Below are 21,728 nucleotides of genomic sequence, written 5' to 3' on the forward strand. Positions count from 1 at the left end.
CGGCCGTTTTCGTGTCAGGCTTCCCCGGTGCAGGAAACAATGCCGTGAAAGACTATGGCCATCGCGGTGTCCTTCTGGCCGCCACCCTGTCGGCGCTCGCCGGTTATGTCGATGCTGTGGGTTTTCTGACGCTTGGCGGGTTCTTCGTGTCCTTCATGAGCGGCAATTCGACCCGGTTCGGTGTTGGACTGGCCACCGGTGAATGGACCCAGGCCCTGCTGGCTATCGGCTTGATTGGCCTGTTCGTCTGCGGCGTGGTTCTGGGGGCCAGTTGTGCCCGGCGCTTCGGCGAGGGGCGGCGGGCGGTAATCCTCGGTCTTGAGGCCGGGCTGCTACTGATCGGGGCTGGTCTCTGCTCCGTCGGGCTGAACGGGCCGGGCATGGTCGCTGTGGTCCTGGCCATGGGCGTCGAGAATGCCGTGTTCCAGAAGAACGGGGAGGTCGGCGTCGGACTGACCTATATGACCGGCACCCTGGTGCGGATCGGCCAGAGGATCGCCACAGCCCTGCACGGAGGTCCGCGCTGGGACTGGGTGCCATTTCTGCTGCTGTGGGGTGGTCTGGCCTGCGGCGGGGCGCTGGGCGCGGTGATGTTCCTGCGGTACGGCGTCCTGGCCTTGTGGGCTGCTGCGGCTACGGTGGTCCTGCTGACGGCCTTCGTTTGGCGGGCGGAGTCACGAGCCGCTCGCGGCGACTGACGGCACGTACAATTCGCTAATGCAGGGTCCGGCAGAAATTGCTCAACACGGCCGGATACAGTGCGTGTTCTGCGATCCGGACCCGATCGGCCAGGGTCTCGGGCGTGTCGTCTTCGCGCACCGGTACCCGGGCCTGCCCGAGAGGCGGGCCCTCGTCGACGCCCTCGGTGACGATGTGGACGGTGCAGCCGGCCTCGGCATCGCCGGCGGCGAGGGCCCGGGCATGGGTGTCCAGACCGGGGTAAAGGGGCAACAGGCTGGGATGGATGTTCAGCATCCGTCCCGCCCAGCGGCCCACCAGCCAGGGGGTCAGCAGCCGCATATAGCCGGCCAGGGCGACCACCTCGACGCCGTGCTCGTTCAGCATGGCATCGATCGCCTGTTCATGGGCCGCCCGGTCCCTGCCGTAGGGCCGGTGGTCGATGGTCAGGGCGGGGACGCCTGCGGCGTCGGCGATCGCCAGACCCCCGGCATCGGGCGTGTTGGAAATCACCAGCACGACTTCAAACGCGGCATCGGGAGCCTGGCCCGTGGCGATCAGGGTGGCCATGTTTGATCCAGCCCCGGAGATCAGAACGGCCACCCGACGGCGACCCGGGATCCGGATCGGCATCAGCGCCCCGGACGCGGTGCGGGATCGCCGACCGAGACGAACGCACCCGCCGGACCGGGGAAGACCACCGGGCTCTCGTAGCCATCCGCCGAGACCGCCGAGACGCCGAAGAACCAGTCGTCAATGACCACGCCCGGCAGGACCAGTTCGGTCGCGGATCCGGCCCAGCGACTGTGGGTCCATTGCGGGGCTGTGGTCGCGCGCCACCAGACGCGATAGCCCGCTGCGCCGGGTACGGCCTGCCATGTCACCGTGGTGTCGGGCTTGACCGCGCCGTCGATGGTCACACCCGTCGGGGTGGCGGGGGCCTTGGCCAGGGCGGCCATGGCGACGACGTCGAGCCGGGCCACCTGGCCCAGATAGGCGAAATCGACGCCGTCGAGGGTGTCGCCATAGACGACGCCGCCCTCGGTGCGCAGGTCCTGATGCTGGCGGTCGTAGTTTTCGGCCCCTTCGGACAGGCGCACGGCGGGGAAGCCGGCGCGCAGCATCTCGACCTGGTCGCCACCGCGGCCGTAGCGATCGGTGCGATAGATCAGTTCGACGTCGAAATTGGTCAGATAGCGGTCGGCGATGCCGTCGATGAAGCGGGCGAGGTTGCGTGACGAGGAGTCGACCTCGCCGCCGTTGTAGCGTCGCCGCTCGGCCTGGGCCGCGGTCTCGACCGTCTTGGTGCCCTCCGAGAACACCCGGACCCGCGTCGTGTTGCGCACGCCACTCTGCCCTTCGGAATTGCCGACGATGTCATTGTTCAGATTGGCCCCGACCCGCCAGCCCTGGGCGGTCGTATAATCCGCCAGGATCTTGCCGCCCAGCAGCCCCTGTTCCTCGCCGGACAGGACCGCGAACACCAGGGTGGCGTCGAACCGGTGTTTCGACAGCACCCGCGCCGCCTCCAGAACCGTCGCCACGCCGGAGGCGTCGTCATTGGCCCCGGGCGCGTCGTCGGTGAAATTCATCACATCGGTGACCCGGGAATCGATATGGCCCGAGATGATGATGACCCGGTCCGGGTCGCCGGTGCCGCGTTGGATGGCGAGCACGTTCACGACCTCGGTCGGTACGGGCACGCGGGGCCCGGTCACCGTGTCGGAGGGGGTGGCGATGGTCAGGCAGCCGCCGCAGTCGCGGCTCATCGCCTCGAACTGACGCTGGGTCCAGCGTCGGGCCGCCCCGATGCCGCGGGTCTCGGAACGGGTTTCCGACAGGGTGTGACGGGTGCCGAAACCCACCAGGGCCTCAATGTCGGCGCGCATCCGCTCGGGCTGCACCTCGGCGGCCAGGGTGTGCAGCAGCGGCTGTTCGACGGCGGCCGGGGTCTGGGCCAGGGCCGGGAACGCGGCGGCGAGGCAGGCCCCGAAGAGAGCGATGGAAACGACGCGCATGATCGGGCCTCACTGAATACCGGGGCGCGGACCTTGCCGGGCCGCCGCGGGAGGGTCAATGCGACGGCTCAACGCGCCCCGGCGAGCGTCGCCGGGGACCCTGATGCCGTCAGCCGGCGGTGAGCTGGCCGCAGATGAAGGCCGCCTCGCCGGCATTGAGCAGGGCCGCCAGCACCGGTTCGGCATTCTCGGGCGCGACGATCAGGATGAATCCCACCCCGCAGTTGAAGGTGCGGCGCAGTTCGTGATCGCTGATGCCGCCGACCTCGCCCAGCCACTGGAACACATGGGGCAGGGGCCAGGCGTTCCAGTCGAACTCGGCCTGCAGGCCCTCGGCGATGCAGCGGGGCGGATTCTCGATCAGGCCGCCGCCGGTGATATGGGCCGCGCCCTTGATCAGCCCGGCCTTCATCAGCGGCAGCACCGGCTTCACATAGATGCGGGTCGGCTCCATCAGGGCCTGGGCCAGGGTGCGGTCCCGGGCGAAGGGGGCGTCGTCCCCCCAGGCCAGGCCGGAGGCCTCGACCACCTTGCGGATCAGCGAATAGCCGTTCGAATGCGGGCCGGAGGAGGCGAGACCGATGATCACGTCACCGGCCGCCTGACGGTCGAGATACGGCAGGGCATGGCCACGCTCGACCGCGCCCAGCGAGAAGCCGGCCAGATCATAGTCGCCGCCCGAATACATGCCCGGCATTTCGGCCGTCTCGCCGCCGACGAGCGCACAGCCCGCCTGACGGCAGCCTTCGGCGATTCCGGACACGACGCGTTTGGCGGCGTCGATCTCCAGCTTGCCGGTGGCGTAGTAGTCGAGGAACAGCAGCGGCTCGGCCCCCTGGGCCAGCAGGTCGTTGACACACATGGCCACCAGGTCGATGCCGACCTCGTCGTGGCGCCCGGTCTCGATGGCGATCTTCAGCTTGGTGCCGACACCGTCGGTGGTGGCGACGATCAGCGGATCGATGAAACCGGCCGCCTTCAGGTCGAACAGCGCACCGAATCCCCCAAGCGACGCCTCGGCGCCGGGGCGACGAGTCGATTTGGCCAGGGGCTTGATCGCATCGACCAGCATTTCGCCGGCATCAATATCCACACCGGCATCGGCATAGGTGAGGCCGCCACGCGGGGTTTCGGGAGTGTCACTCATCGGTCACGGCCTGAATCAGGGGGCGGAATTCTGTCGCGGCTCTTGCCACAACCGGCTCGCGCGGGGCTATAGCATCCGAATGACGCCAATCACCACCAATGACGCACTGGTTGAATTCTGTGCGCGCCTGGCCAAGGCCCCGTTCATCGCCGTCGACACCGAGTTTATGCGGGAGACGACCTACTGGCCCAAGCTGTGCCTGATCCAGGCTGCCTCAGCCACGGACGAGGCCATTATCGATCCGCTGGCCGACGGCCTGGATCTGGAGCCTTTCCTCGACCTGCTGCGCGACCCGGACATCATCAAGGTGTTTCATGCCGCGCGCCAGGACACAGAAATCTTCGTCAAATTGGGTGCGATGCCGGCCCCGATGTTCGACACCCAGGTCGCCGCCATGGCCGCCGGCTTCGGCGATCAGGTCAGCTATGAAGCCCTGGTCCGACAGATGCTGAAGCAGGAGATCGACAAGGGCAGCCGGTTCACCGACTGGTCGCGCCGTCCGCTCAGCGATGCCCAGCTGGTCTATGCGATCGGCGACGTCACCCACCTGGCCACCCTCTATCCCAAGCTGCGCGACCGGCTCGAAAAGGCCGGGCGTCTGGGCTGGGTGACCTCGGAAATGGCCGGCCTGATCGATCCGGACCTGTACGACACCACCCCAGACAAGGCCTGGAAGCGGCTGAAGCCGAAGAAATATTCGGCCAAATATCTGGCGGCCTTCAAGGCCACGGCGGTCTGGCGCGAACAGGCGGCGCAGGAACGGGATCAACCGCGTGGCCGCATTCTCAAGGACGACGCCATCGACGAGATCGCGGCCCAGGGCCCGACCGACGCCGAAGCCTTCAACCGGCTGCGTTCGGTGCCCAAGGGGTTCGGCGGTTCGCGTCTCGGCGCCGAGCTGATCGTCGAACTGAAGCGGGTGCTGGCTGATCCGGAGGCCCATGCGCCCAAGCTGGACAGGCCGTCCCACAACCAGCCGGCCCCGCCCTCGGTGGTCGAACTGCTGAAGGTGCTGCTCAAGGCCAAGTCGGACAATGCCGGCGTGGCCACCAAGCTGATCGGCAATGTCGCCGACCTCGAGAAGATCGCCCTGGACGACAACGCCCCGGTCGACGCGCTCAAGGGCTGGCGACGGGAACTGTTCGGCGAGGACGCGCTCAAGCTCAAGCGCGGCGAGATCGCCCTGGTGCTGAACGGGGCCCGGGTCGAGGTCGTCGAGATCGAAGCCGAGGGTTAGGCTGGCGGGGTCGCCGGCTCCCAGAGCTCGATGGCGTTGCCCTCGGGGTCGTGGATGCGGGCGAAGCGGCCCACCTCGGGCATGGCGTCCCATTCGGGTTTGGTGATCACCTCGATGCCGGCCGCCTTGAGGCTGGCCGTCAGGCCGTCGAGGTCATCGACGCGCAAATTCAGCATGTAGGCCTTGTCGGCGGGGAAATAGTCGCTGTCGGCCTTGAACGGCTGGAACACGGTCGGCCCCGCCTGCTGGTTCCAGATCCAGACGCCCTCGGGCGCGCCGACGCCCAGATGGGTCAGGTACCAGTCCGCCTGGGCCTTGGGGTCCTTGCAGCGGAAAAAGAGTCCGCCGATTCCGGTCACTGCCATATCGCTGCCTTCCTGTGTGGAGGTCAGCTTGCCCCGGCACCGCGACCGATGTCGAGTTTCAGCCCCATGGCGTCGGCCAGGGCGCGCGCGCGGCGCCGGGTCTGCTCACCCAGAAGTACGTCAGCATAGCCGTCCTGGGCGGTCAGCGTCAGCACCCCCTTGTCGACGGCGGCTCCGGCATTGGCCAGCAGCTGCGGCGAGCGGCCGGACAGGTCGCAGGCCAGGCGAATGGCCAGGCCCAGCGTGCGGGCTCGCAAGCGTTGATCTTCAGTCAGCAGGCGCGACACGGTGGCGGGCTGGGGCGTGCCGGCAGCCCCGCCGTAGCGGGCGTTCAGGGCACAGGCGAGAAACGCCCGTTCGGCATGCGTCTGTCCGGGGATCGGCGCGCGCAGGATCTGGTCGAAGACCAGCTCGGTTCTATGATCAGGGTGCAGGCGCGCGCCCAGGTCGGCCAGATTGCAGGCGGCGGCGGTCAGAACGGCGTCGCGCGCCGGATCGCCGCTGCCCGGCGCGGCCTCCAGCAGTCGCCCGATCCAGGCGTTCAAGGCTCCGGGCAGGGTGGGGGAGATGCCCTGTCGGGCCCCAAGGGCCAGGCAGCCGGCGAGCAGCGGGTCGGTCGCCAGGCAGTCACCGTCCAGCGCCTCGAACAGAAGACCCTCGCGCACGCCCCAGGCCGACATCGTGATGCGTTTGAGCCCCAGACGATCGATCAGCCCCTCCAGCACCAGAGCGGCATAGGGCAGGGTCTCGGCCCGCTTTTTGGAAACACCCGGCAATTTGTCCAGGGACGAGCGCGATTGGCGCGCGATGAGTCGGGCCGTGTCGCGGATTGCCGCGGCGCTGATTTCGTACTGGTGAACGATGTGCAGCGGGTAGTCGATCAGGGCCATATGCACCTGGGCGATACTCCGCCAGGCCCCGCCGACGGCGAGCAGATGCTCGCCGCGATAAGCGCCCGCCGGCTTCAGTCGTCGGGCGATGGTTTCGCGCAGTCGGCCGGCGTCGAACTCTTTCGGATCGGCCAGGGCGAACGGCCCCAGCGGCAGGGTGATGCCGGGGGCGACGTCGCCTGCGGTGATCCGGGCCAGTTCCAGGCTGGCCCCGCCCATGTCGGCGGTAATGCCATCGGCATCGGGAATGCCGGCGAGGACTCCAAGGGCCGAGAAATGTGCCTCCTCCGTCCCGGTCAGCACCCGGACCTGCAGGCCGGTTTCGCCGGCGACGCGACCGCAGAAGTCAGGCCCGTCGGCGGCCTCGCGCACGGCCGCGGTGGCGGCGATAAATGTGCGGGCGGGACGAACCCCCTCGATGACGGCCGCAAACCGCTTCAGCGCCGCCAGCGCTGCGGTAACCCCGTCCTCGGAAAGTCGGCCGGTCGTCGCCAGATCGCGGCCGAGGCCGGCCAGCACCTTCTCGTTGAACACGGTCCAGATGGCCCGGCCCTCCAGGCGGTACAGGACCAGTCGAACCGAGTTCGACCCGATGTCGATAACGGCGATATCGCGCGGCGCGGTCGCCGGCTCCTCGAAGCCGGTCATTTGCGACGATCGTCGAAATACAGCTCGCGCGGCCGGTTCTTCACCTTGCGGCCGCGTCCGGACAGGCTGGGGTTGGTCATGAAGTATTTGTGGGCCGAGAACGGGCGCTCCGGATCGACTGGCTGCACCCGGTGGTAATCGCCGCCGGAGTCGAGCACCCAGCTCTGGGTGTCATCCTTCAGATTGGCGACCATGATCTGGTCCAGCACCTGGTCGTGGACGGTAGCGTTGCGCACCGGGGTCATCAGCTCGACGCGGCGGTCGAGGTTGCGGTTCATCCAGTCGGCCGAGGAGATATAGACCCGCGCCTTGTCGTGCGGGAGGTCATGGCCATTGGCGAAGGCGACGATGCGGCTGTGCTCGAGGAAGCGGCCGACGATCGACTTGACCCGGATATTCTCGGACAGACCGACCACGCCCGGTCTCAGGCAGCAGATGCCGCGGATCACCAGTTCGATGCGCACGCCGGCCTGGCTGGCGCGGTACAGGGCGTCGATGATCTCGGGATCGACGAGGGAGTTCATCTTGGCCCATATGGCCGCCGGCTTGCCCCTGGCCGCCGCCGACATCTCCTTGCCGATCATCTCGACGAGCTTGGCCTTCATGTTCAGCGGCGAGACGATCAGGGCTTCCAGTTCGTCGGGCTGGGCATAGCCGGTGATGTAGTTGAACACCCGGGTGGCGTCCCGGCCCAGCACGGGGTCGCAGGAGAACAGGCTCAGGTCCGTGTAGATCCGGGCCGTGACCGGATGGTAGTTGCCGGTGCCGAAATGGCAGTAGGTCTTCAGGCCGTCGCCTTCGCGCCGAACGACGATGCTGAGCTTGGCGTGGGTCTTGTACTCGACGAAGCCGAAGACGACGTGGACGCCCGCCCGCTCCATGGCGCGGGCCCAGCGCAGATTGGCCTCCTCGTCGAAGCGGGCCTTGATCTCGACCAGGGCGGTGACGTTCTTGCCGTTCTCGGCCGCCTCGATCAGGGCGGCGACGATCGGGCTGTCCTTGGAGGTGCGGTACAGCGTCTGCTTGATGGCGATGACATTGGGGTCGCGCGCCGCCTGGCGCAGGAACTGGACCACGACGTCGAAACTCTCGAACGGGTGGTGGATCAGCATATCCTTCTCGCGCACGGCCGCGAAGATGTCGCCGCCGTTGTCGCGAACCCGTTCCGGGTAGCGCGGCTCGTAGCCCGGGAATTTCAGGTCCGGATGGCCGGCCGGGATCAGGTCCGAGACCTGCGACAGGCCCAACATGCCGGCGACCAGCACGATGTCGCGCGGCGCGGCGTTCAACTCGTCCGTGATGAAGGTGCGCAGATCGGCGGGCATGCCGGCCTCGATCTTGATTCGGACCACCGAGCCGAGGCGGCGCTGTTTCAACGCCTCCTCGAACTCCATGACCAGGTCCTCGGCCTCCTCCTCGATCTCGATGTCCGAGTCCCGGATCAGGCGAAACACGCCGCGCTCGAGGATTTCGCAGCCGGGGAACAGATGATCGATAAAGATCATCAGCAGGCTTTCGAGAGTCACAAAGCGGCGCTTGCCCGGCTTTGAGCGCCCATCGGTGGCCAGGGGCCAGAAACGCTTCACCTGGGTCGGCACGGGCACCAGGGCGTAGAGGGTCCGGTTGTCCCGCCGCCGTCGCAGCTTCAGCGCCAGCGAGAAGCCCAGATTGGGCAGGAAGGGGAAGGGGTGCGCCGGGTCGATCGCCATCGGCGTCAGGACGGCGAACAGGCGGTTGAGGAATTCCGGCTCCAGCCGTTCCCGTTCGGTCTTGGTGATGCGGTCGGCGTCGACGACCTCGATGCCCGCGACCGTCAGTTCCTTGCGCAGCTTGCGCCAGCGCCGCTGCTGTTCATCCATCAGGGTGCCGGCGGCGATATTGACCCGTTCCAGCGTTTCGGCCGGCGTCAGGCCGTCAGCCGAGACCACCCGGACCCGCTCACGCACCTGCCCCTTCAACCCGGCGACGCGGGTCATGAAGAATTCGTCCAGGTTATTGGCCGAGATCGACAGGAATCGCAGCCGCTCCAGCAGCGGATGGGCGGGATTGGCCGCTTCCTCCAGGACCCGGGCGTTGAATTTCAGCCAGGAAATCTCGCGATTGAAGAACCGCTCCTGCGAGACCATCAGGCTTTCGGACAGGTCCATCTGCGGGGCCCGGGACGACGGGACCTCCTCGCCGCTGGTCGTATCCGTGATGGCCGCGATATCAGTCATGGTCCGGTTCTGACGCGGGGGTGCGGCGGCTGCAAGGGTTCAGCGTCCAGCAGGGCGGATGCGGGTCCGCAATTCGGTCGATCCGCACCGAGGGGTCCTGCGCAAATCAGTCGAACAGTTCGCCGGTCGAGTCGTCGGACTCCAGCACCTGACGGGCCAGGGCCCGGGTCACCGGGCGGTGTTCGGCGTCCAGTCTGTCGACGACCGACTCCACGGCCGCCGCCGACCGGTCGATACGCCGCACCAGATAATCGATCAATTCGTCGCCCGGGGTGATGCTGCGGGCGGCGAAACGGGCCCTGAGGATGGCGGCCAGGACGGTGTCGTCAGGTTCCTGCAGGCTGATGGCCCGCACAACGTCCAGTCGCGAACGCAGGTCGGGCAGGGCGGTGTCCCAGGCGCGTGGGGCCGGTCGCGCAGCCAGAAGCAGGGCCCCGCCGCCGGACTGGGCCAGGTTGATCAGATGAAACAGGGTCTCGTCGTCGGCGTCCTGGGCCCGGTCCAGCAGGACCGGACGGCCCTCGAGCTCCAGCGGGTCGGCCAGACCGGCCTCGGCCCCGTGCAGGGCGATGGCTCCGACCCGTTCGGCCCAGATCGCGGCCAGATGACTCTTCCCGGATCCGGCCGGACCATGGAGCGCAAGCACCTGCTCCCCGCCATCGGGCCAGTGCGCCAGAACCGTCATGGCCTCGACATTGCTGGGAGAACACACGAATTCGGCCGCCCCCGCCGGGACGTCCCGCTGCAGGGGGAGTTTCAACTGACCGCGGCGAACCGGAACATGCATCGCTTCCCCATAGCAGATCGGTCCTGCGGCGCGTACGCGTTCGGCGCACCGACCGTGGACAAAGCGCGTCGACTGTGGACGGCGGATAAGCCGGCCTCCGCCTTGACTTTCGGGGGCGATAATGCGCCCTTCCGGCCCTCTAAATTTCCGCTGTTTCACAGCCGTTTTCCAAGACGAACGCCCCCATGCACGCCTACCGTTCACACACCTGCGGCGCCTTGCGCGCTTCCGACGCCGGCTCGGCCGTCCGCCTGTCCGGCTGGATCCATCGCAAGCGCGACCACGGCGGTCTGTTGTTCATCGACCTGCGTGATCATTACGGCCTGACCCAGCTGGTGCTGCATCCGGAAACGCCCGGCTTCGCCGCCGTCGAACGGCTTCGGGCCGAGAGCGTTATCAAGATCGACGGCGAGGTCGTGGCCCGTTCGGCCGAGACGAGGAACGCCAACCTGCCGACCGGTGACATCGAGATTCAGGTCAAGGCCATCGAGGTGCTGTCCGAGGCCGCCGAGTTGCCGCTGCCCGTCTTCGGCGAGCCGGACTACCCGGAGGAGCTGCGCCTCAAGCACCGCTATCTCGATCTGCGCCGCGAGACCCTGCACCGGAACATCGTCCTGCGTTCGCGGGTCATTTCCTCGATCCGCCAGCGGATGGTCGGCCAGGGCTTCCTGGAATACCAGACGCCGATCCTGACGGCGTCGTCGCCGGAAGGCGCGCGCGACTTCCTGGTGCCGTCGCGCCTGCATCCCGGGAAATTCTACGCCCTGCCGCAGGCCCCGCAGCAGTTCAAACAGCTGCTGATGGTCTCGGGCTTCGACCGCTATTTCCAGATCGCCCCGTGCTTCCGTGACGAGGACCTGCGCGCCGACCGTTCGCTGGAATTCTATCAGCTCGACGTCGAGATGAGCTTCGTCACGCAAGAGGATGTCTTCGCGGCGATTGAGCCGGTCATGCATGGCGTGTTCGAGGAGTTCGCCGACGGCAAGACCGTCGATGCCTATCCGTTTGTTCGCATCCCCTATCGCGAGAGCATCGCCAAATACGGCACCGACAAGCCGGACCTGCGCAACCCGATCGAGATGCAGGACGTGTCCGCGCATTTCCGCGACGGCGGTTTCGGCCTGTTCAACAAGATCCTCGCCGCAGATCCCAAGAACGCCATCTGGGCCATTCCGGCACCGACCGGCGGCAGCCGCGCCTTCTGCGACCGCATGAACTCCTGGGCCCAGGGCGAAGGCCAGCCCGGCCTCGGCTACGTTTTCTGGCGCGCCGCCGATGACCAGAACCCCGAGGGCCCCGGTGGCCCGATCGCCAAGAACCTCGGTGACGAGAAGACCGCCGCCATCGCCGCCCAGCTGGGCCTCAAGACCGGCGATGCCGCCTTCTTCGTCGCCGGCGACCCGGCCGTGTTCCATAAATTCGCCGGATCGGCGCGCACCAAGCTGGGCCAGGACCTGAACCTGATCCCGGAGGACGCGTTCAAATTCTGCTGGATCGTCGACTTCCCGATGTTCGAATGGTCGGACGAGGAGAAGAAGGTCGATTTCTCGCACAACCCCTTCTCGATGCCGCAGGGCGAGATGGCGGCGCTTGAGGGCAAGGACCCGCTCGACATCCTCGCCTACCAGTATGACATCGTCTGCAACGGCTATGAGCTGTGCTCGGGCGCGATCCGGAACCACAAGGCCGAGATCATGCTCAAGGCCTTCGAGATCGCCGGCTATGACGCCTCGGTGGTCGAGAAGCAGTTCGGCGGCATGCTCAATGCCTTCCGCTATGGCGCTCCGCCGCACGGCGGTCTGGCCCCCGGCATCGACCGCATCGTCATGCTGCTGGCCAACCAGACGGCCATCCGCGAGGTCATCGCCTTCCCGCTGAACCAGCAGGGGCAGGATCTGATGATGAATGCGCCGTCGGATGCCGAGGCGCGGCAGTACAAGGAACTGCACCTCCGCCCGAGTCTGCCGCTCAAGGGCTGAGCCGCCCGTCAGTCGTTGCTGACCGTCGCGAAATTGCGGCGTGGGGGCACGGGGGGCGAAGGGGGTACGGGCGGCGCGGAGTAGCGCATGATGGAAACCCCGCGACAGGCTCTCACCGACAGGCCCGCGGGCAGGCGGGTCTCGGAATCGCCGCAGGCGCGGCTGACCTGACTCTGGGTCAGGCCGCGGGCATCGGACAGATCCGTGCCCCGGATATCCGTCCGGTTCAGCGATGCATTGGAAAAGTCGGCGTTGGCGAACCGCCCGTTCAGAAGCCGGGCACCATCCAGCGACGCGTTCCGGAATGAGGCAGAGCGGAAGTCGCCACGGGACAGGTTCGACGCATCGATCTCCGCGTCACTGAAGTTCGCCGATCGCGCGTCGACATTGGCCAGGGTTGCGCCCCTTACTTCGGCACCGCTGAAATTGGCGCGGATCAGGACGGCCCCGTTCATGTTGGCTCCGGAAAGATCCGAACCGGACAGATTGGCCCTGTTCAGGCGGGTCCGCACCAGAGTGGCCCCCGTGGCCTCGATTCCCATCAGGCTGGCGTCGGTGAAATTGGCCCCGGTGAAATTCGCGCCCAGGATCCCGGCCCCGATGAGGTCGGCCCGGCTAAAGTCGCTGCCGCTGAAGTTGGAGCCGACCATCTCGGCTCCGCGCAGATTGGTGCCGACCAGGGTCGCGTCGACGAAGGTGGCCCCGGTGAAGGTCGCGCCCGACAGGTTCCGTCCGGACAGTTCGCAGCCGTTGCAGGATCCGCCCAGCGAAACCATCCGGGCGATATCCCGGTCCTGGAACGAAAACTGGACTTCCGCGGCGGCCGGCGTGGCCAGCGTCATCGCGCCAAACGCCGCACCCGCGATGAGGCCGGCGGTCGAGAGGCGACAGATACGGGTCAGGTTGAACTGGATCACCCTGTTTCAATGCCTTCAAAGCCGAAATGACCCTACTTAAATCGCCGTAACGAAGGCGGCCGTCAGCAGGCGGGAATGCGAAGTCCCGGGGGCAGGCGGGTCGAGGAATCGCCACAGGCCCGGTTCAGCTGACTCTGGGTCAAACCGGTCGCGCGCGTCAGTTGCGCGCCCGAGAAGTTGGTGCCGTTCAGGGTTGCGCGGGAAAAGTTGGATCCTTGCAGATAGGTTCCGACAAAGCTGGCGTTCGTCAGATTGGCGCCGGAAAAATTGCTGCTTGAGAACACCGCGCCAAAGGCATCGACGTCGCGCATGTCAGCGTTGCTGAACCGGGTCCGGTTCATCACAGCCAGGCTCAGGTCCGCCTGGCGGAGCCGGGCACCCGACAGGTTGAGACCCCGCGCCTCCAGGCCGCCGAAACTGCCCTGGAACAGATTGCATCCCGGGCAGCCGGCACCGCCGCGAACGCGCGCGATCTGACTGGCGTTCTGGGCGAACGCAGGCGCTGCGGTGGCCACGAGGGTCACGGCGATGAGGGCAGTCAGGATGCGTTTCATGGCGGGCGGCTCTCCGGTCTCTGGCGTCGGGCAATGCAAGACGCGGACCAGTATAGCGCTGAGACCCTTACCTATCCCTGCATGGACGGAGCCACGCCGCAGGTATCGCAGATCCATCCGCCGCCGCGCTGCTGCAGCGTGAAATCGCCACAGGCCGGGCAGGTAACGGCTTCGGTCGGCGTGCTTGCGGGCGGTGGCGTCGAATCGCGCTTCTGGCCGAACGGCAGGACCACGAGATTGTCGGGGGTGGTACCGCGAGCGAAGCCCTTGGAAATGAAGCGGGCAGCAGGCACCGCCTCGATGTCATGCCCCTTGCCCGATCCCAGACCGTCGGCATTGAGCTGGTCAGCACCGGCATTGGCCAGTTCGTGACGGTCCAGATAGGACACGCCCAGTTCCCGGAAGATGTAGTCCAGGATCGAGGTCGCCGACTCGATGGAATCGTTGCCGGTGACCCGGCCGGCGGGTTCGAAACGGGTGAAGACGAAGGCATCGACGAACTCATCCAGCGGCACCCCGTATTGCAGGCCGATCGAGATGGCGATGGCGAAATTGTTCATCACGCTGCGGAAGGCGGCCCCTTCCTTGTGCATGTCGATGAATATCTCGCCCAGCTCCCCGTCGTCATATTCGCCAGTGTGAATATAGACCTTGTGACCCCCGACGGCGGCTTTCTGGATGTAGCCCTTGCGGCGGTCGGGCAATTTGCGTCGGGTCCGGTCGCGCTCGACGACCTTTTCGACCACCCGTTCCACGGTCCGGGCTTCGGGTTCGGCGCGGCGCGCAGTCGCCGGTTCGCCTTCTGCCAGGGTCAGCAACGGACCCGCCGGGGGGGCGGCCCGACGCAGGTAAACGGCGCGTCGACCTGACTGCGCCGCCTCGCCCAGCCGGGCCAGGGCGTCGGCCGGAGTCGCGCGCCAGTCGAGGATGAGCGGCGCGACGTCGGGGGCTTCGCTGAACGGGTCCAGCGCGGCCCGCAGATCGGTCTCGAAGGCTTGGGGGTCGTCCAGGATCACCTGCAGGGTCTCCGGGGCGTCGGGCCAGGCTTTCAGCGATCCGTGTCCGAACACCCAGGCGCGCGCCGCGCCGACAGCCTCGGCGGCCAGACCGAGGTGGGACAGCAGGTCGACGGGCGCGGGTCCCGAGACGCCCAGCACGTCCCTGAGGAAGCCGGAGTCCAGGATCGGGGCCCCGAAGACCTGGGCAAAGTCGGTGGCATCGTCCAGGGCGCGCTCCAGCGCCTCAAGTTCGACGTCGGTAAAGCCCAGGCTTCGCAGGGTCGTATGGTCGAGGCCGGGCGCGCCGGCCAGGGTGCGGTGGCCGAACAGGTACCGCTCGGCTGAGTCCACGTCGCCGCCGGACCGGGTGATGGCTTTCGCGAGGGAGGGGCGCAGGCGACGGACGATCTGGCCGTCGCCGGTCTGGTAGTGATCGATCGCCGAAAACGGGCTCGCACCCAGGCGCAGAGCGGTCTCGGTATCATCGACGAACAGGGACAGGGCCGCGTGTCGACGCAGCGTGCTGTCTCCAGGGGGCTCGTTGCCCGCCCCCTCAGGGGGGCGGGACCGACCCATGTCGATCGAGGCCGCGGTCATGGCCCGGGCGATCCGCTCTCCGATCCGGGCGGCTTCGGCATCGCCCGGCAGACCGCCCACGGACCCGGCGACGGTCAGATCCGCCAGCCCTGACAGGCCCAGGGCGATGGCCGTACCGGCCCCGGCCAGGTCCAGGGCGACGGTCCAGAGCCGGGTGAGGGCGTCCAGGTTGTCGTCGCTGCAGCCGCCGGGCAGGGCGGCGATCGCCGGCAGGTGAAACAGGGCCCGGCCGCCCCGACCGGTCTGGCCCAGCCGGACCGCCTCGTCGGTCGCGAAGGTCAGGATCAGGTCGCCGTCCAGGGCGGCATCCGCAGCACTCACGGCCTCGACGGCCCCCGCCGCGATGCGATCGCGAGCGGCGCAGGCCACCAGCGGGGCGCGCGCCGGTGCGGGTCGGGTCAGGATGTCGAACCGTTCGCCGGCAATGGCACGCAGGATGTCGGCGTCACCCGCGCCGGCCCGCCGCGCGGCCAGGGCGACGCGGCCCAGGGCCGGGTTGCGCGCGGGATCGGCGCAGTCCTCACGCGGGCCTTCGCAACGGAGCACCGCATCGGCGACCGCATTGAGGGCGACCGAGGCGGTCTCGACGGCCGCCGGGGCCAGCCGGTCACAGCGGCGGACCGCCACGGCATCCGCCAGATAGCGGCGGGCGTCGGGATCGGAAAGATCCAGCGGCTCGCCCGGCGGGTTCTGGTCAGTGAGGGTCGGGGCGGCGAGTCCCAGGCGGATGGAAGCGCACAATTCGCCGGCAAAGGCCTCGGCCATGGACCGGGTGAACAGGCCCAGTTTCAGGCCGCGCGCCGCGATCCGGGCGGCCCAGGCGTCGATCGCGCCATCGAGCCAGTCGTCCGGGCTGAAAGGGGCCTCGGGCTGGGCGTCGGCCCAGTCCATCCAGGCCTCGATACGCCCGTCCGTCCAGTCTGTCGGTGCCAGCACCGAATCAATGCGGTTCGCGCGCTCGATTTCTCGGGTGGTGACGGTGGCAGTCGTCGCCAGGGCGGCGAAGCGGGCCATGAAGCGCATGCGGCGATCCCGGGTGGCGTAGCCCTGATCCTAGAAGATGTTCCGCGCGCCCCGCAATACATCTAGCGTGGGTGTGCCGGGTTACCCCCAACATATTGATCTGACGCGGTCGCGGCTTGTGCTGGACGGACGGCCCGCCGGTTTCTATGATCGCGCCAGCGTCGCCGGACCTCCCCGCGCGTCGAAAGATACGGGTGCGTGGACGTGCTGAGCAGGATTTTCGGTTGGTGGAACGGGGCGACGATCGGGACCCTGTTCACCGTGGCCAAGCGCGGCGTGCTGGTCGGTGCCGACGAACACGGCAACCGCTACTACCAGTCGCGCGACAATGTCAGCTATGACGGGCGCAAGCGCCGCTGGGTCATCTATGACGGCTATGCCGAGGCCACCAAGGTCTCGCCCGACTGGCACGGCTGGCTGCATTACACCTTCGAGGAGCCGCCGACTGTCGAGCCGCTGCCGCGCCGCGCCTGGGAACGGGACCATATCCCCAACCTGACCGGAACGCCGATGGCCTGGCTGCCGCAAGGGTCGCTGGCCGCTGAAGGTCAGCGCCCGGCGGCCACCGGTGACTATGAGTCGTGGAAACCGGAATGATCCATCGCGGGGTAATTCTGGCGAGCGTGGCGATCCTGACCCTGGTGGGGTCAGGAGCCGTCGACGCGGGCGCGCGTCTGGATGTGCCCCAGGATGCCACGCCGGCCCCGGATACCGTCGCCGATCTGTTGCGCCAGACTCCGTCGCGACCGGCGAACCCGGCCCCCGTCGAATCCGCCCCTGCCGGCACACCGGCCCCGGCCGTGCCGGTGGCGGTTACGCCGCCGCCCGTGGCTGTCGCGGCCCGGGTCGAGGAAAAGGCCGCGCCGGTCGTCGAGCCGGAACCTGAAGTGGTGGTCTCCGAAAGTGCGACCAAGACCGACGAGCCCCTGGTCCCCGCCCGTCGTCAGCGCCGCCCCGTTGCCGTGCTCCAGGCGATCGACAAGGTAACCGCCGAAACCATGCGGTTCGAGGTCGAGGTCGGTGGACAGCCGGTCCGCTTCAACAACACCCTGATCTTCAAGGTCCGTGCCTGCGAAATGTCGGCACCGGATGAACTGACCGACGATGCCATCGCCTATGTCGAAGTCAGCCTGCAGCCGCGCGGCACGCTGCCGGGTACCGAGCCGCGCCAGATTTTCCGCGGCTGGATGTTTGCCTCGTCACCCGCCGTCAACGGTCTTCAGCACCCGGTGTTCGATGCCTGGGTGGTGTCCTGCAAGGCATAGGACACGGTGTCCGAGCCCCGGAGCGGTTGCGTCAGGGCCGCGGTGTCGGGTCGGACCTTCAGGGCGGGTTTCAGCATTTTCAGATAGGCGGTCTGGGGGGTTTCCAGCGCGCCGAACTGGGCCAGGTGCCCGGTCAGGAACTGCGTGTCCAGCAGCGTCCAGCCGCCCTGTTTCAGGCGCGCGACCAGATGAACCAGCGCCACTTTTGAGGCGTCGCGTTCGCGGCTGAACATACTCTCGCCGAAGAAGGCCCCGCCGAGGGTCACGCCGTACAGGCCGCCGACCAGCCGCTCGTCCTGCCAGCATTCGATACTGTGGGCATGGCCGATGGCGAACAGCTCCAGGTAAAGTCGCCGGATCGGCCCGTTGATCCAGGTGTCCTCGCGTCCGGAACCGGCCGCGGCGCAGGCGTCCAGCACATCGGCGAAAGCCGTGTTGACCCGGACGTCGAAGAACTCACCGCGAACGGTGCGGCGCAGCCGTGTCGGAATGTGGAAGCGGTGAAGCGGAATAACGCCGCGCTGATCGGGCTCGATCAGGAAGATGCGTGGATCATCGCGCGCCTCGCCCATCGGAAAGACGCCATCGGCATAGCACCGCAACAGCTGTTGCGGACCGAAACCACCGAACGGATCGGAGACGCTGAAATCCGGTTCAGTCATCCAGGCCTCCGGTGGGGCGGCGTCGTCCGATACTGTCAGCCCGCTCCGCCCTGACGCCGGGCCCAGTTTTCCAGCCAGTGGATGTCATAGTCGCCTGACAGGATGTCCGGCTCCTGCAGAAGTTTCTGGAACAGCGGAATGGTGGTGTCGATACCGCCGATGACCATCTCGCCCAGGCTGCGCTTGAGGCGGGCCACGCACTCGGCCCGATCACGACCGTGCACGATCAGCTTGCCGATCAGGCTGTCGTAATAGGGCGGGATCGCATAGCCGTTGTAGATGGCGCTATCCAGCCGCACGCCCAGACCACCCGGGGCGTGGAAGTCGGTAATGGTCCCCGGCGACGGGGTGAAGGTCTCGGCGTTCTCGGCATTGATGCGGCATTCGATGGCGTGGCCATGAAAGCTGACCTGGTCCTGGGTGAAGGACAGGGGCTCGCCCGCGGCGATGCGGATCTGCTCGCGCACCAGATCGACACCCGTGATCATCTCCGTGACCGGATGCTCGACCTGCAGGCGGGTGTTCATCTCGATGAAGAAGAACTCGCCGTCCTCCCACAGGAATTCGATGGTGCCGACGCCCAGATAGCCGATGGCGGCGATGGCCTTGTTGACGGTCGCGCCGATCGCGGCCCTCTCCTTCGCCGACAGGGCGGGCGAGGGGGCCTCTTCCATCATCTTCTGGTGGCGACGCTGCAGCGAACAGTCGCGCTCGCCCAGATGGACGACATTGCCGTGGCTGTCGGCCACCACCTGGATTTCGATATGGCGCGGCTTCTGCAGATAGCGCTCGAGATAGACCGTGCCGTCACCGAAGGCCGCAGCGGCCTCGGACTGGGCGGTCTGCACCGCCTCGGCAAGGTCGTCAGGCGTCAGGGCCACCTTCATGCCGCGTCCGCCGCCGCCCGAAGCGGCCTTGACGATCAGCGGAAAGCCGATGGATTTCGACGCCTTGATCGCATCCTCGACCGTGGCGACGCCGCCGTCCGACCCGGGCACGCAGGGGATGCCCACGGCCTTGACCGTCTGTTTGGCGGTGATCTTGTCGCCCATGATCCGGATGTGCTCGGGCGTGGGGCCGATGAAGGTCATGCCGTGAGCCTCGACGATCTCGGCGAAACGCGCGTTCTCGCTGAGGAAGCCGTAGCCGGGATGGATGGCCTGGGCCCCGGTGATCTCTGCCGCGGCGATGATCGAGGGGATGTTCAGATAGGATTTGGCGGCCGGAGCCGGGCCGATGCAGACGCTTTCGTCGGCCAGGCGGACCCACATGGCCCCGCGATCCGCTTCCGAGTGCACGGCGACGGTGGAGATTCCCATCTCCTTGCAGGCGCGATGAATCCGCAGCGCGATCTCACCACGGTTGGCGATCAGGACCTTGGTAAACATGCTCAGCCCTGGGCCTCGAGCACGACGAGCGGCTCGCCGAACTCTACCGGCTGGGCGTCGCCGACGAGGATCTCCTTGACCACCCCGTCGCGCGGAGCCTGGATCGGATTCATCGTCTTCATGGCCTCCACGATCAGCAGCGTCTGGCCCTTGCGGACCTTGTCGCCGGCAGAGACGAAGGTGTCGGCCTCGGGGGCCGGGCGCAGATAGGCGGTGCCGACCATCGGCGATTTCACATCCTCGCCGGAGCGGGCCACGATGGTGACCGGATCCGACGGCATCGAGACCGGCGCGGCAGGGGCGGCAGCCGGGGCCATCGGAGCCGGCGCGGCGGCGTACTGGACCGGGGCGGACATGGTCAGTTCACGGGCGACGCGGATTCGCAGTTCGCCGCGCTCGACCTCGATCTCGGTCAGGCTGGTGTCGTTGAGGATGTCGGCCAGCTGGCGGACCAGGGTCGTGTCGATCTCGCCGGCTGGGTCGTTGTCCAGCTTGGGCGGGGACTTCTTGGGGGCGTCGGCCATACGAGTGTGCCTCTTCTTCTTATGTGTTTTGCGAACGGCCCTGATCTGACGCCTTGTCATGCACCAGGTTCAGGGCGGCCTTCACGGCCAGTTCGTAGCTGAAAGGGCCGAAGCCCGAAACCACGCCGGTCGCGACCGGCGAAACGAAGGATCGATGCCGGAAGCGCTCGCGTGCCGCCGGGTTCGACAGATGACATTCGACGATCGGGATCGTCAGGGTCTTCAGGGCATCCAGCAAGGCTACCGAGGTGTGGCTGTAGCCCGCCGGATTGATGACCAGGGCCGAAGCCTGTTCGCGGGCCTCCTGGACCCAGTCAATCAACACACCCTCATGGTTGGTCTGGCGGAACACCACCCGGGCTGACCCGGCGGCGGATTCGCACCGGGCCTCGACATCCGCCAGGGTCTCGCGACCATAGACCTCAGGCTCCCGGACCCCCAGCAGGTTGAGATTGGGACCGTTCAGGACGTAGAGGACGGTTGCGTCGGGCATTTCGCTCGCGAAGGTGGCGGTCCGATCAGAATCGGACAGGCCTTTTAGCTGAGGCGGGACGGTTATCAAACCATGCGCCAGAAACCGTGACCTTAGGGCATTTGACGGAATGACCCAACGTCTGGATCAACCCATCTGGCGCGGACCGCAGGATTGCGGCATGCGCCACCAAGACATTCGGTGGAGACTGCCTTGCAACGGCTCAAACAGCTGGTGACATCACCTCATACCGAGCGGTTCATCCTCGTTCTGATCATCTTCAACGCGATCACCCTCGGGCTGGAAACAAGCCCCTGGGTCATGGCGCGGTTCGGCTCGGTGCTGGGCCTGGTCGACAGGGTTGTGCTGGCGATCTTCGTGCTCGAGGTCGTGGCCCGGATCGCGGTGCACCGGGCGGCCTTCTTCAAGGACCCGTGGAGTCTGTTCGATTTCACGGTCGTGGCCATCGCCCTGCTGCCGGCTGCGGGGGCCTTCTCGGTACTGCGGGCGCTGCGCATTCTGCGGGTGCTGCGGATGATCACCCTGGTGCCGTCCTTGCGGCGGGTGGTGGGAGCGCTGATCAGTGCCCTGCCGGGCATGGGGTCAATCACCCTGTTGCTGGGACTGATCTTCTATGTGGCCTCGGTGATGGCGACCAAGCTTTTCGGCGGTGACTTTCCCCAGTGGTTCGGCTCGATTCCGGCGTCGGCCTATTCCCTGTTCCAGATCATGACCCTGGAGAGCTGGTCGATGGGAATCGTGCGCCCGGTGATGGTAGTCCATCCCTATGCCTGGTTGTTCTTCGTGCCCTTCATCCTGTGCACGACCTTCACCATGCTCAACCTGTTCATCGGCATCGTCGTCAACGCCATGCAGAGCGAGCATGAGGAGGAGGCCAAGGCTGAGCGACACAGGCTGGAAGCCGACCTGCGTCAGGCCAGCGAGGAGCGCCAGCAGGTCCATGCCGAGGAGGTTGCCGACATGACGGCCCTGCGCGGGGAGATTGCCGAGCTGAGGCGGGCGATCGGCGATCTGGCGGCCGGCCTGCCGGGTCGGGCTGGCTAGGCGTGCCGGTGGCGGTGTAGAAGGCGGATCCCCCGGTTCAGAGGACGGTCGCTTGCCCCGGATTCAGGTCAATGGAGAAGCCCGCGCGGTATCGGCGGCCACCGTCCTGGCGCTGGTCACCGAACTGGGGCTCGACCCGCGCAAGGTGGCGGTCGAGCGCAATCTGGCGATCGTGCCCCGGTCCCTGTACGGCGACACCAGGCTGACCGGGGGTGACCGCATTGAACTGGTGCAATTCGTCGGGGGCGGGTGACCTGCGCCAATCGGTCGCTTCCCCGCAGCGTTCGGGAGGCTTAGG

Annotated in this window: 21 protein-coding genes; 7 read left to right on the plus strand and 14 right to left on the minus strand. The window is 67.2% G+C overall.

Annotated elements, in window-relative coordinates; all coding sequences use genetic code 11:
• Window positions 1–44 precede the first annotated feature (44 nt).
• Window positions 45–698 (plus strand): YoaK family protein, encoded by a 654-nt coding sequence (locus AACZ75_RS06480; protein WP_339871955.1) that lies wholly within the window; start codon window positions 45–47, stop codon window positions 696–698.
• A gap of 16 nt (window positions 699–714) precedes the next feature.
• Here AACZ75_RS06480 and purN read toward each other — a convergent pair whose 3' ends face one another.
• The 3 genes from purN to purM all read right to left on the minus strand — a co-directional run bounded on the left by purN (window position 715) and on the right by purM (window position 3,843).
• Entirely contained in the window at window positions 715–1,311 is a 597-nt protein-coding gene (gene purN / locus AACZ75_RS06485; RefSeq protein ID WP_339871956.1) for a phosphoribosylglycinamide formyltransferase, read from the minus strand.
• Window positions 1,311–2,696 carry a M28 family peptidase gene (locus AACZ75_RS06490; RefSeq protein WP_339871957.1) on the minus strand — a complete coding sequence of 462 codons (1,386 nt, stop codon included), beginning with the start codon at window positions 2,694–2,696 and terminating at the stop codon, window positions 1,311–1,313. Before AACZ75_RS06490 ends, purN begins: the two co-directional genes overlap by 1 nt.
• A gap of 109 nt (window positions 2,697–2,805) precedes the next feature.
• Window positions 2,806–3,843, minus strand: a complete 1,038-nt coding sequence (gene purM, locus AACZ75_RS06495; protein WP_339871958.1) for a phosphoribosylformylglycinamidine cyclo-ligase — start codon at window positions 3,841–3,843, stop codon at window positions 2,806–2,808.
• Between the two features lie 79 nt (window positions 3,844–3,922).
• Between purM and rnd the strand changes: the two genes are divergently transcribed.
• On the plus strand, window positions 3,923–5,080 hold the full coding sequence (gene rnd, locus AACZ75_RS06500) for a ribonuclease D (RefSeq protein WP_339871960.1): 1,158 nt from the start codon (window positions 3,923–3,925) through the stop codon (window positions 5,078–5,080).
• On the opposite strand, the gene AACZ75_RS06505 is transcribed toward rnd, so the two are convergent.
• The 4 genes from AACZ75_RS06505 to AACZ75_RS06520 form a co-directional block, all read right to left on the minus strand.
• Complete coding sequence (locus AACZ75_RS06505) at window positions 5,077–5,445, minus strand: VOC family protein (protein WP_339871961.1); 369 nt, start codon at window positions 5,443–5,445, stop codon at window positions 5,077–5,079. The two genes, rnd and AACZ75_RS06505, sit on opposite strands and share 4 nt — an antisense overlap.
• 23 nt (window positions 5,446–5,468) lie before the next feature.
• On the minus strand, window positions 5,469–6,983 hold the full coding sequence (locus tag AACZ75_RS06510; RefSeq protein WP_339871962.1) for a Ppx/GppA phosphatase family protein: 1,515 nt from the start codon (window positions 6,981–6,983) through the stop codon (window positions 5,469–5,471).
• Window positions 6,980–9,199, minus strand: a complete 2,220-nt coding sequence (locus tag AACZ75_RS06515) for an RNA degradosome polyphosphate kinase (protein ID WP_339871963.1) — start codon at window positions 9,197–9,199, stop codon at window positions 6,980–6,982. Before AACZ75_RS06515 ends, AACZ75_RS06510 begins: the two co-directional genes overlap by 4 nt.
• A gap of 106 nt (window positions 9,200–9,305) precedes the next feature.
• Window positions 9,306–9,986, minus strand: a complete 681-nt coding sequence (locus tag AACZ75_RS06520; protein ID WP_339871964.1) for a DnaA/Hda family protein — start codon at window positions 9,984–9,986, stop codon at window positions 9,306–9,308.
• Between the two features lie 185 nt (window positions 9,987–10,171).
• Here AACZ75_RS06520 and aspS point away from each other — a divergent pair, with 185 nt between their 5' ends.
• Window positions 10,172–11,965 (plus strand): aspartate--tRNA ligase, encoded by a 1,794-nt coding sequence (aspS, locus tag AACZ75_RS06525; RefSeq protein ID WP_339871965.1) that lies wholly within the window; start codon window positions 10,172–10,174, stop codon window positions 11,963–11,965.
• Window positions 11,966–11,973: 8 nt separating this feature from the next.
• Here the strand turns inward: aspS and AACZ75_RS06530 are convergent, their stop codons facing one another.
• The 3 genes from AACZ75_RS06530 to AACZ75_RS06540 all read right to left on the minus strand — a co-directional run bounded on the left by AACZ75_RS06530 (window position 11,974) and on the right by AACZ75_RS06540 (window position 16,054).
• Window positions 11,974–12,882 carry a pentapeptide repeat-containing protein gene (locus AACZ75_RS06530; protein ID WP_339871966.1) on the minus strand — a complete coding sequence of 303 codons (909 nt, stop codon included), beginning with the start codon at window positions 12,880–12,882 and terminating at the stop codon, window positions 11,974–11,976.
• Between the two features lie 62 nt (window positions 12,883–12,944).
• Entirely contained in the window at window positions 12,945–13,436 is a 492-nt protein-coding gene (locus tag AACZ75_RS06535; RefSeq protein ID WP_339871967.1) for a pentapeptide repeat-containing protein, read from the minus strand.
• A gap of 71 nt (window positions 13,437–13,507) precedes the next feature.
• Window positions 13,508–16,054, minus strand: a complete 2,547-nt coding sequence (locus AACZ75_RS06540) for a TSCPD domain-containing protein (protein ID WP_339871968.1) — start codon at window positions 16,052–16,054, stop codon at window positions 13,508–13,510.
• A 204-nt stretch (window positions 16,055–16,258) separates the two neighbouring features.
• Between AACZ75_RS06540 and AACZ75_RS06545 the strand changes: the two genes are divergently transcribed.
• Together AACZ75_RS06545 and AACZ75_RS06550 are read left to right on the plus strand one after the other, a co-directional pair.
• Window positions 16,259–16,651: an NADH:ubiquinone oxidoreductase subunit NDUFA12 gene (locus AACZ75_RS06545; RefSeq protein WP_339872324.1), complete on the plus strand. Its 393-nt coding sequence runs from the start codon at window positions 16,259–16,261 to the stop codon at window positions 16,649–16,651.
• Window positions 16,648–17,319: a DUF2155 domain-containing protein gene (locus tag AACZ75_RS06550; RefSeq protein ID WP_339871969.1), complete on the plus strand. Its 672-nt coding sequence runs from the start codon at window positions 16,648–16,650 to the stop codon at window positions 17,317–17,319. The genes AACZ75_RS06545 and AACZ75_RS06550 overlap by 4 nt, the downstream gene beginning before the upstream one ends.
• Here AACZ75_RS06550 and aat read toward each other — a convergent pair.
• From aat to aroQ, 4 genes are read right to left on the minus strand one after another with little or no spacing between them, the layout of a single operon-like run.
• Window positions 17,274–17,981, minus strand: coding sequence for a leucyl/phenylalanyl-tRNA--protein transferase (aat, locus tag AACZ75_RS06555; RefSeq protein ID WP_339871970.1), 708 nt, complete (start codon window positions 17,979–17,981; stop codon window positions 17,274–17,276). The two genes, AACZ75_RS06550 and aat, sit on opposite strands and share 46 nt — an antisense overlap.
• A gap of 35 nt (window positions 17,982–18,016) precedes the next feature.
• Complete coding sequence (accC, locus tag AACZ75_RS06560; RefSeq protein ID WP_339871971.1) at window positions 18,017–19,369, minus strand: acetyl-CoA carboxylase biotin carboxylase subunit; 1,353 nt, start codon at window positions 19,367–19,369, stop codon at window positions 18,017–18,019.
• Window positions 19,370–19,371: 2 nt separating this feature from the next.
• Complete coding sequence (accB, locus tag AACZ75_RS06565) at window positions 19,372–19,893, minus strand: acetyl-CoA carboxylase biotin carboxyl carrier protein (RefSeq protein WP_339871972.1); 522 nt, start codon at window positions 19,891–19,893, stop codon at window positions 19,372–19,374.
• A gap of 19 nt (window positions 19,894–19,912) precedes the next feature.
• Window positions 19,913–20,386, minus strand: coding sequence for a type II 3-dehydroquinate dehydratase (gene aroQ, locus AACZ75_RS06570; RefSeq protein ID WP_339871973.1), 474 nt, complete (start codon window positions 20,384–20,386; stop codon window positions 19,913–19,915).
• A gap of 192 nt (window positions 20,387–20,578) precedes the next feature.
• Here aroQ and AACZ75_RS06575 point away from each other — a divergent pair, with 192 nt between their 5' ends.
• Window positions 20,579–21,430: an ion transporter gene (locus AACZ75_RS06575; protein WP_339871974.1), complete on the plus strand. Its 852-nt coding sequence runs from the start codon at window positions 20,579–20,581 to the stop codon at window positions 21,428–21,430.
• A gap of 52 nt (window positions 21,431–21,482) precedes the next feature.
• The gene (gene thiS, locus AACZ75_RS06580; RefSeq protein WP_339871975.1) at window positions 21,483–21,683 is read left to right on the plus strand and encodes a sulfur carrier protein ThiS; all 201 of its coding nucleotides are present in this window, start codon (window positions 21,483–21,485) and stop codon (window positions 21,681–21,683) included.
• The last annotated feature ends 45 nt before the right edge of the window (window positions 21,684–21,728 follow it).

This window comes from uncultured Brevundimonas sp., from assembly GCF_963975535.1.
Lineage (GTDB): Bacteria > Pseudomonadota > Alphaproteobacteria > Caulobacterales > Caulobacteraceae > Brevundimonas.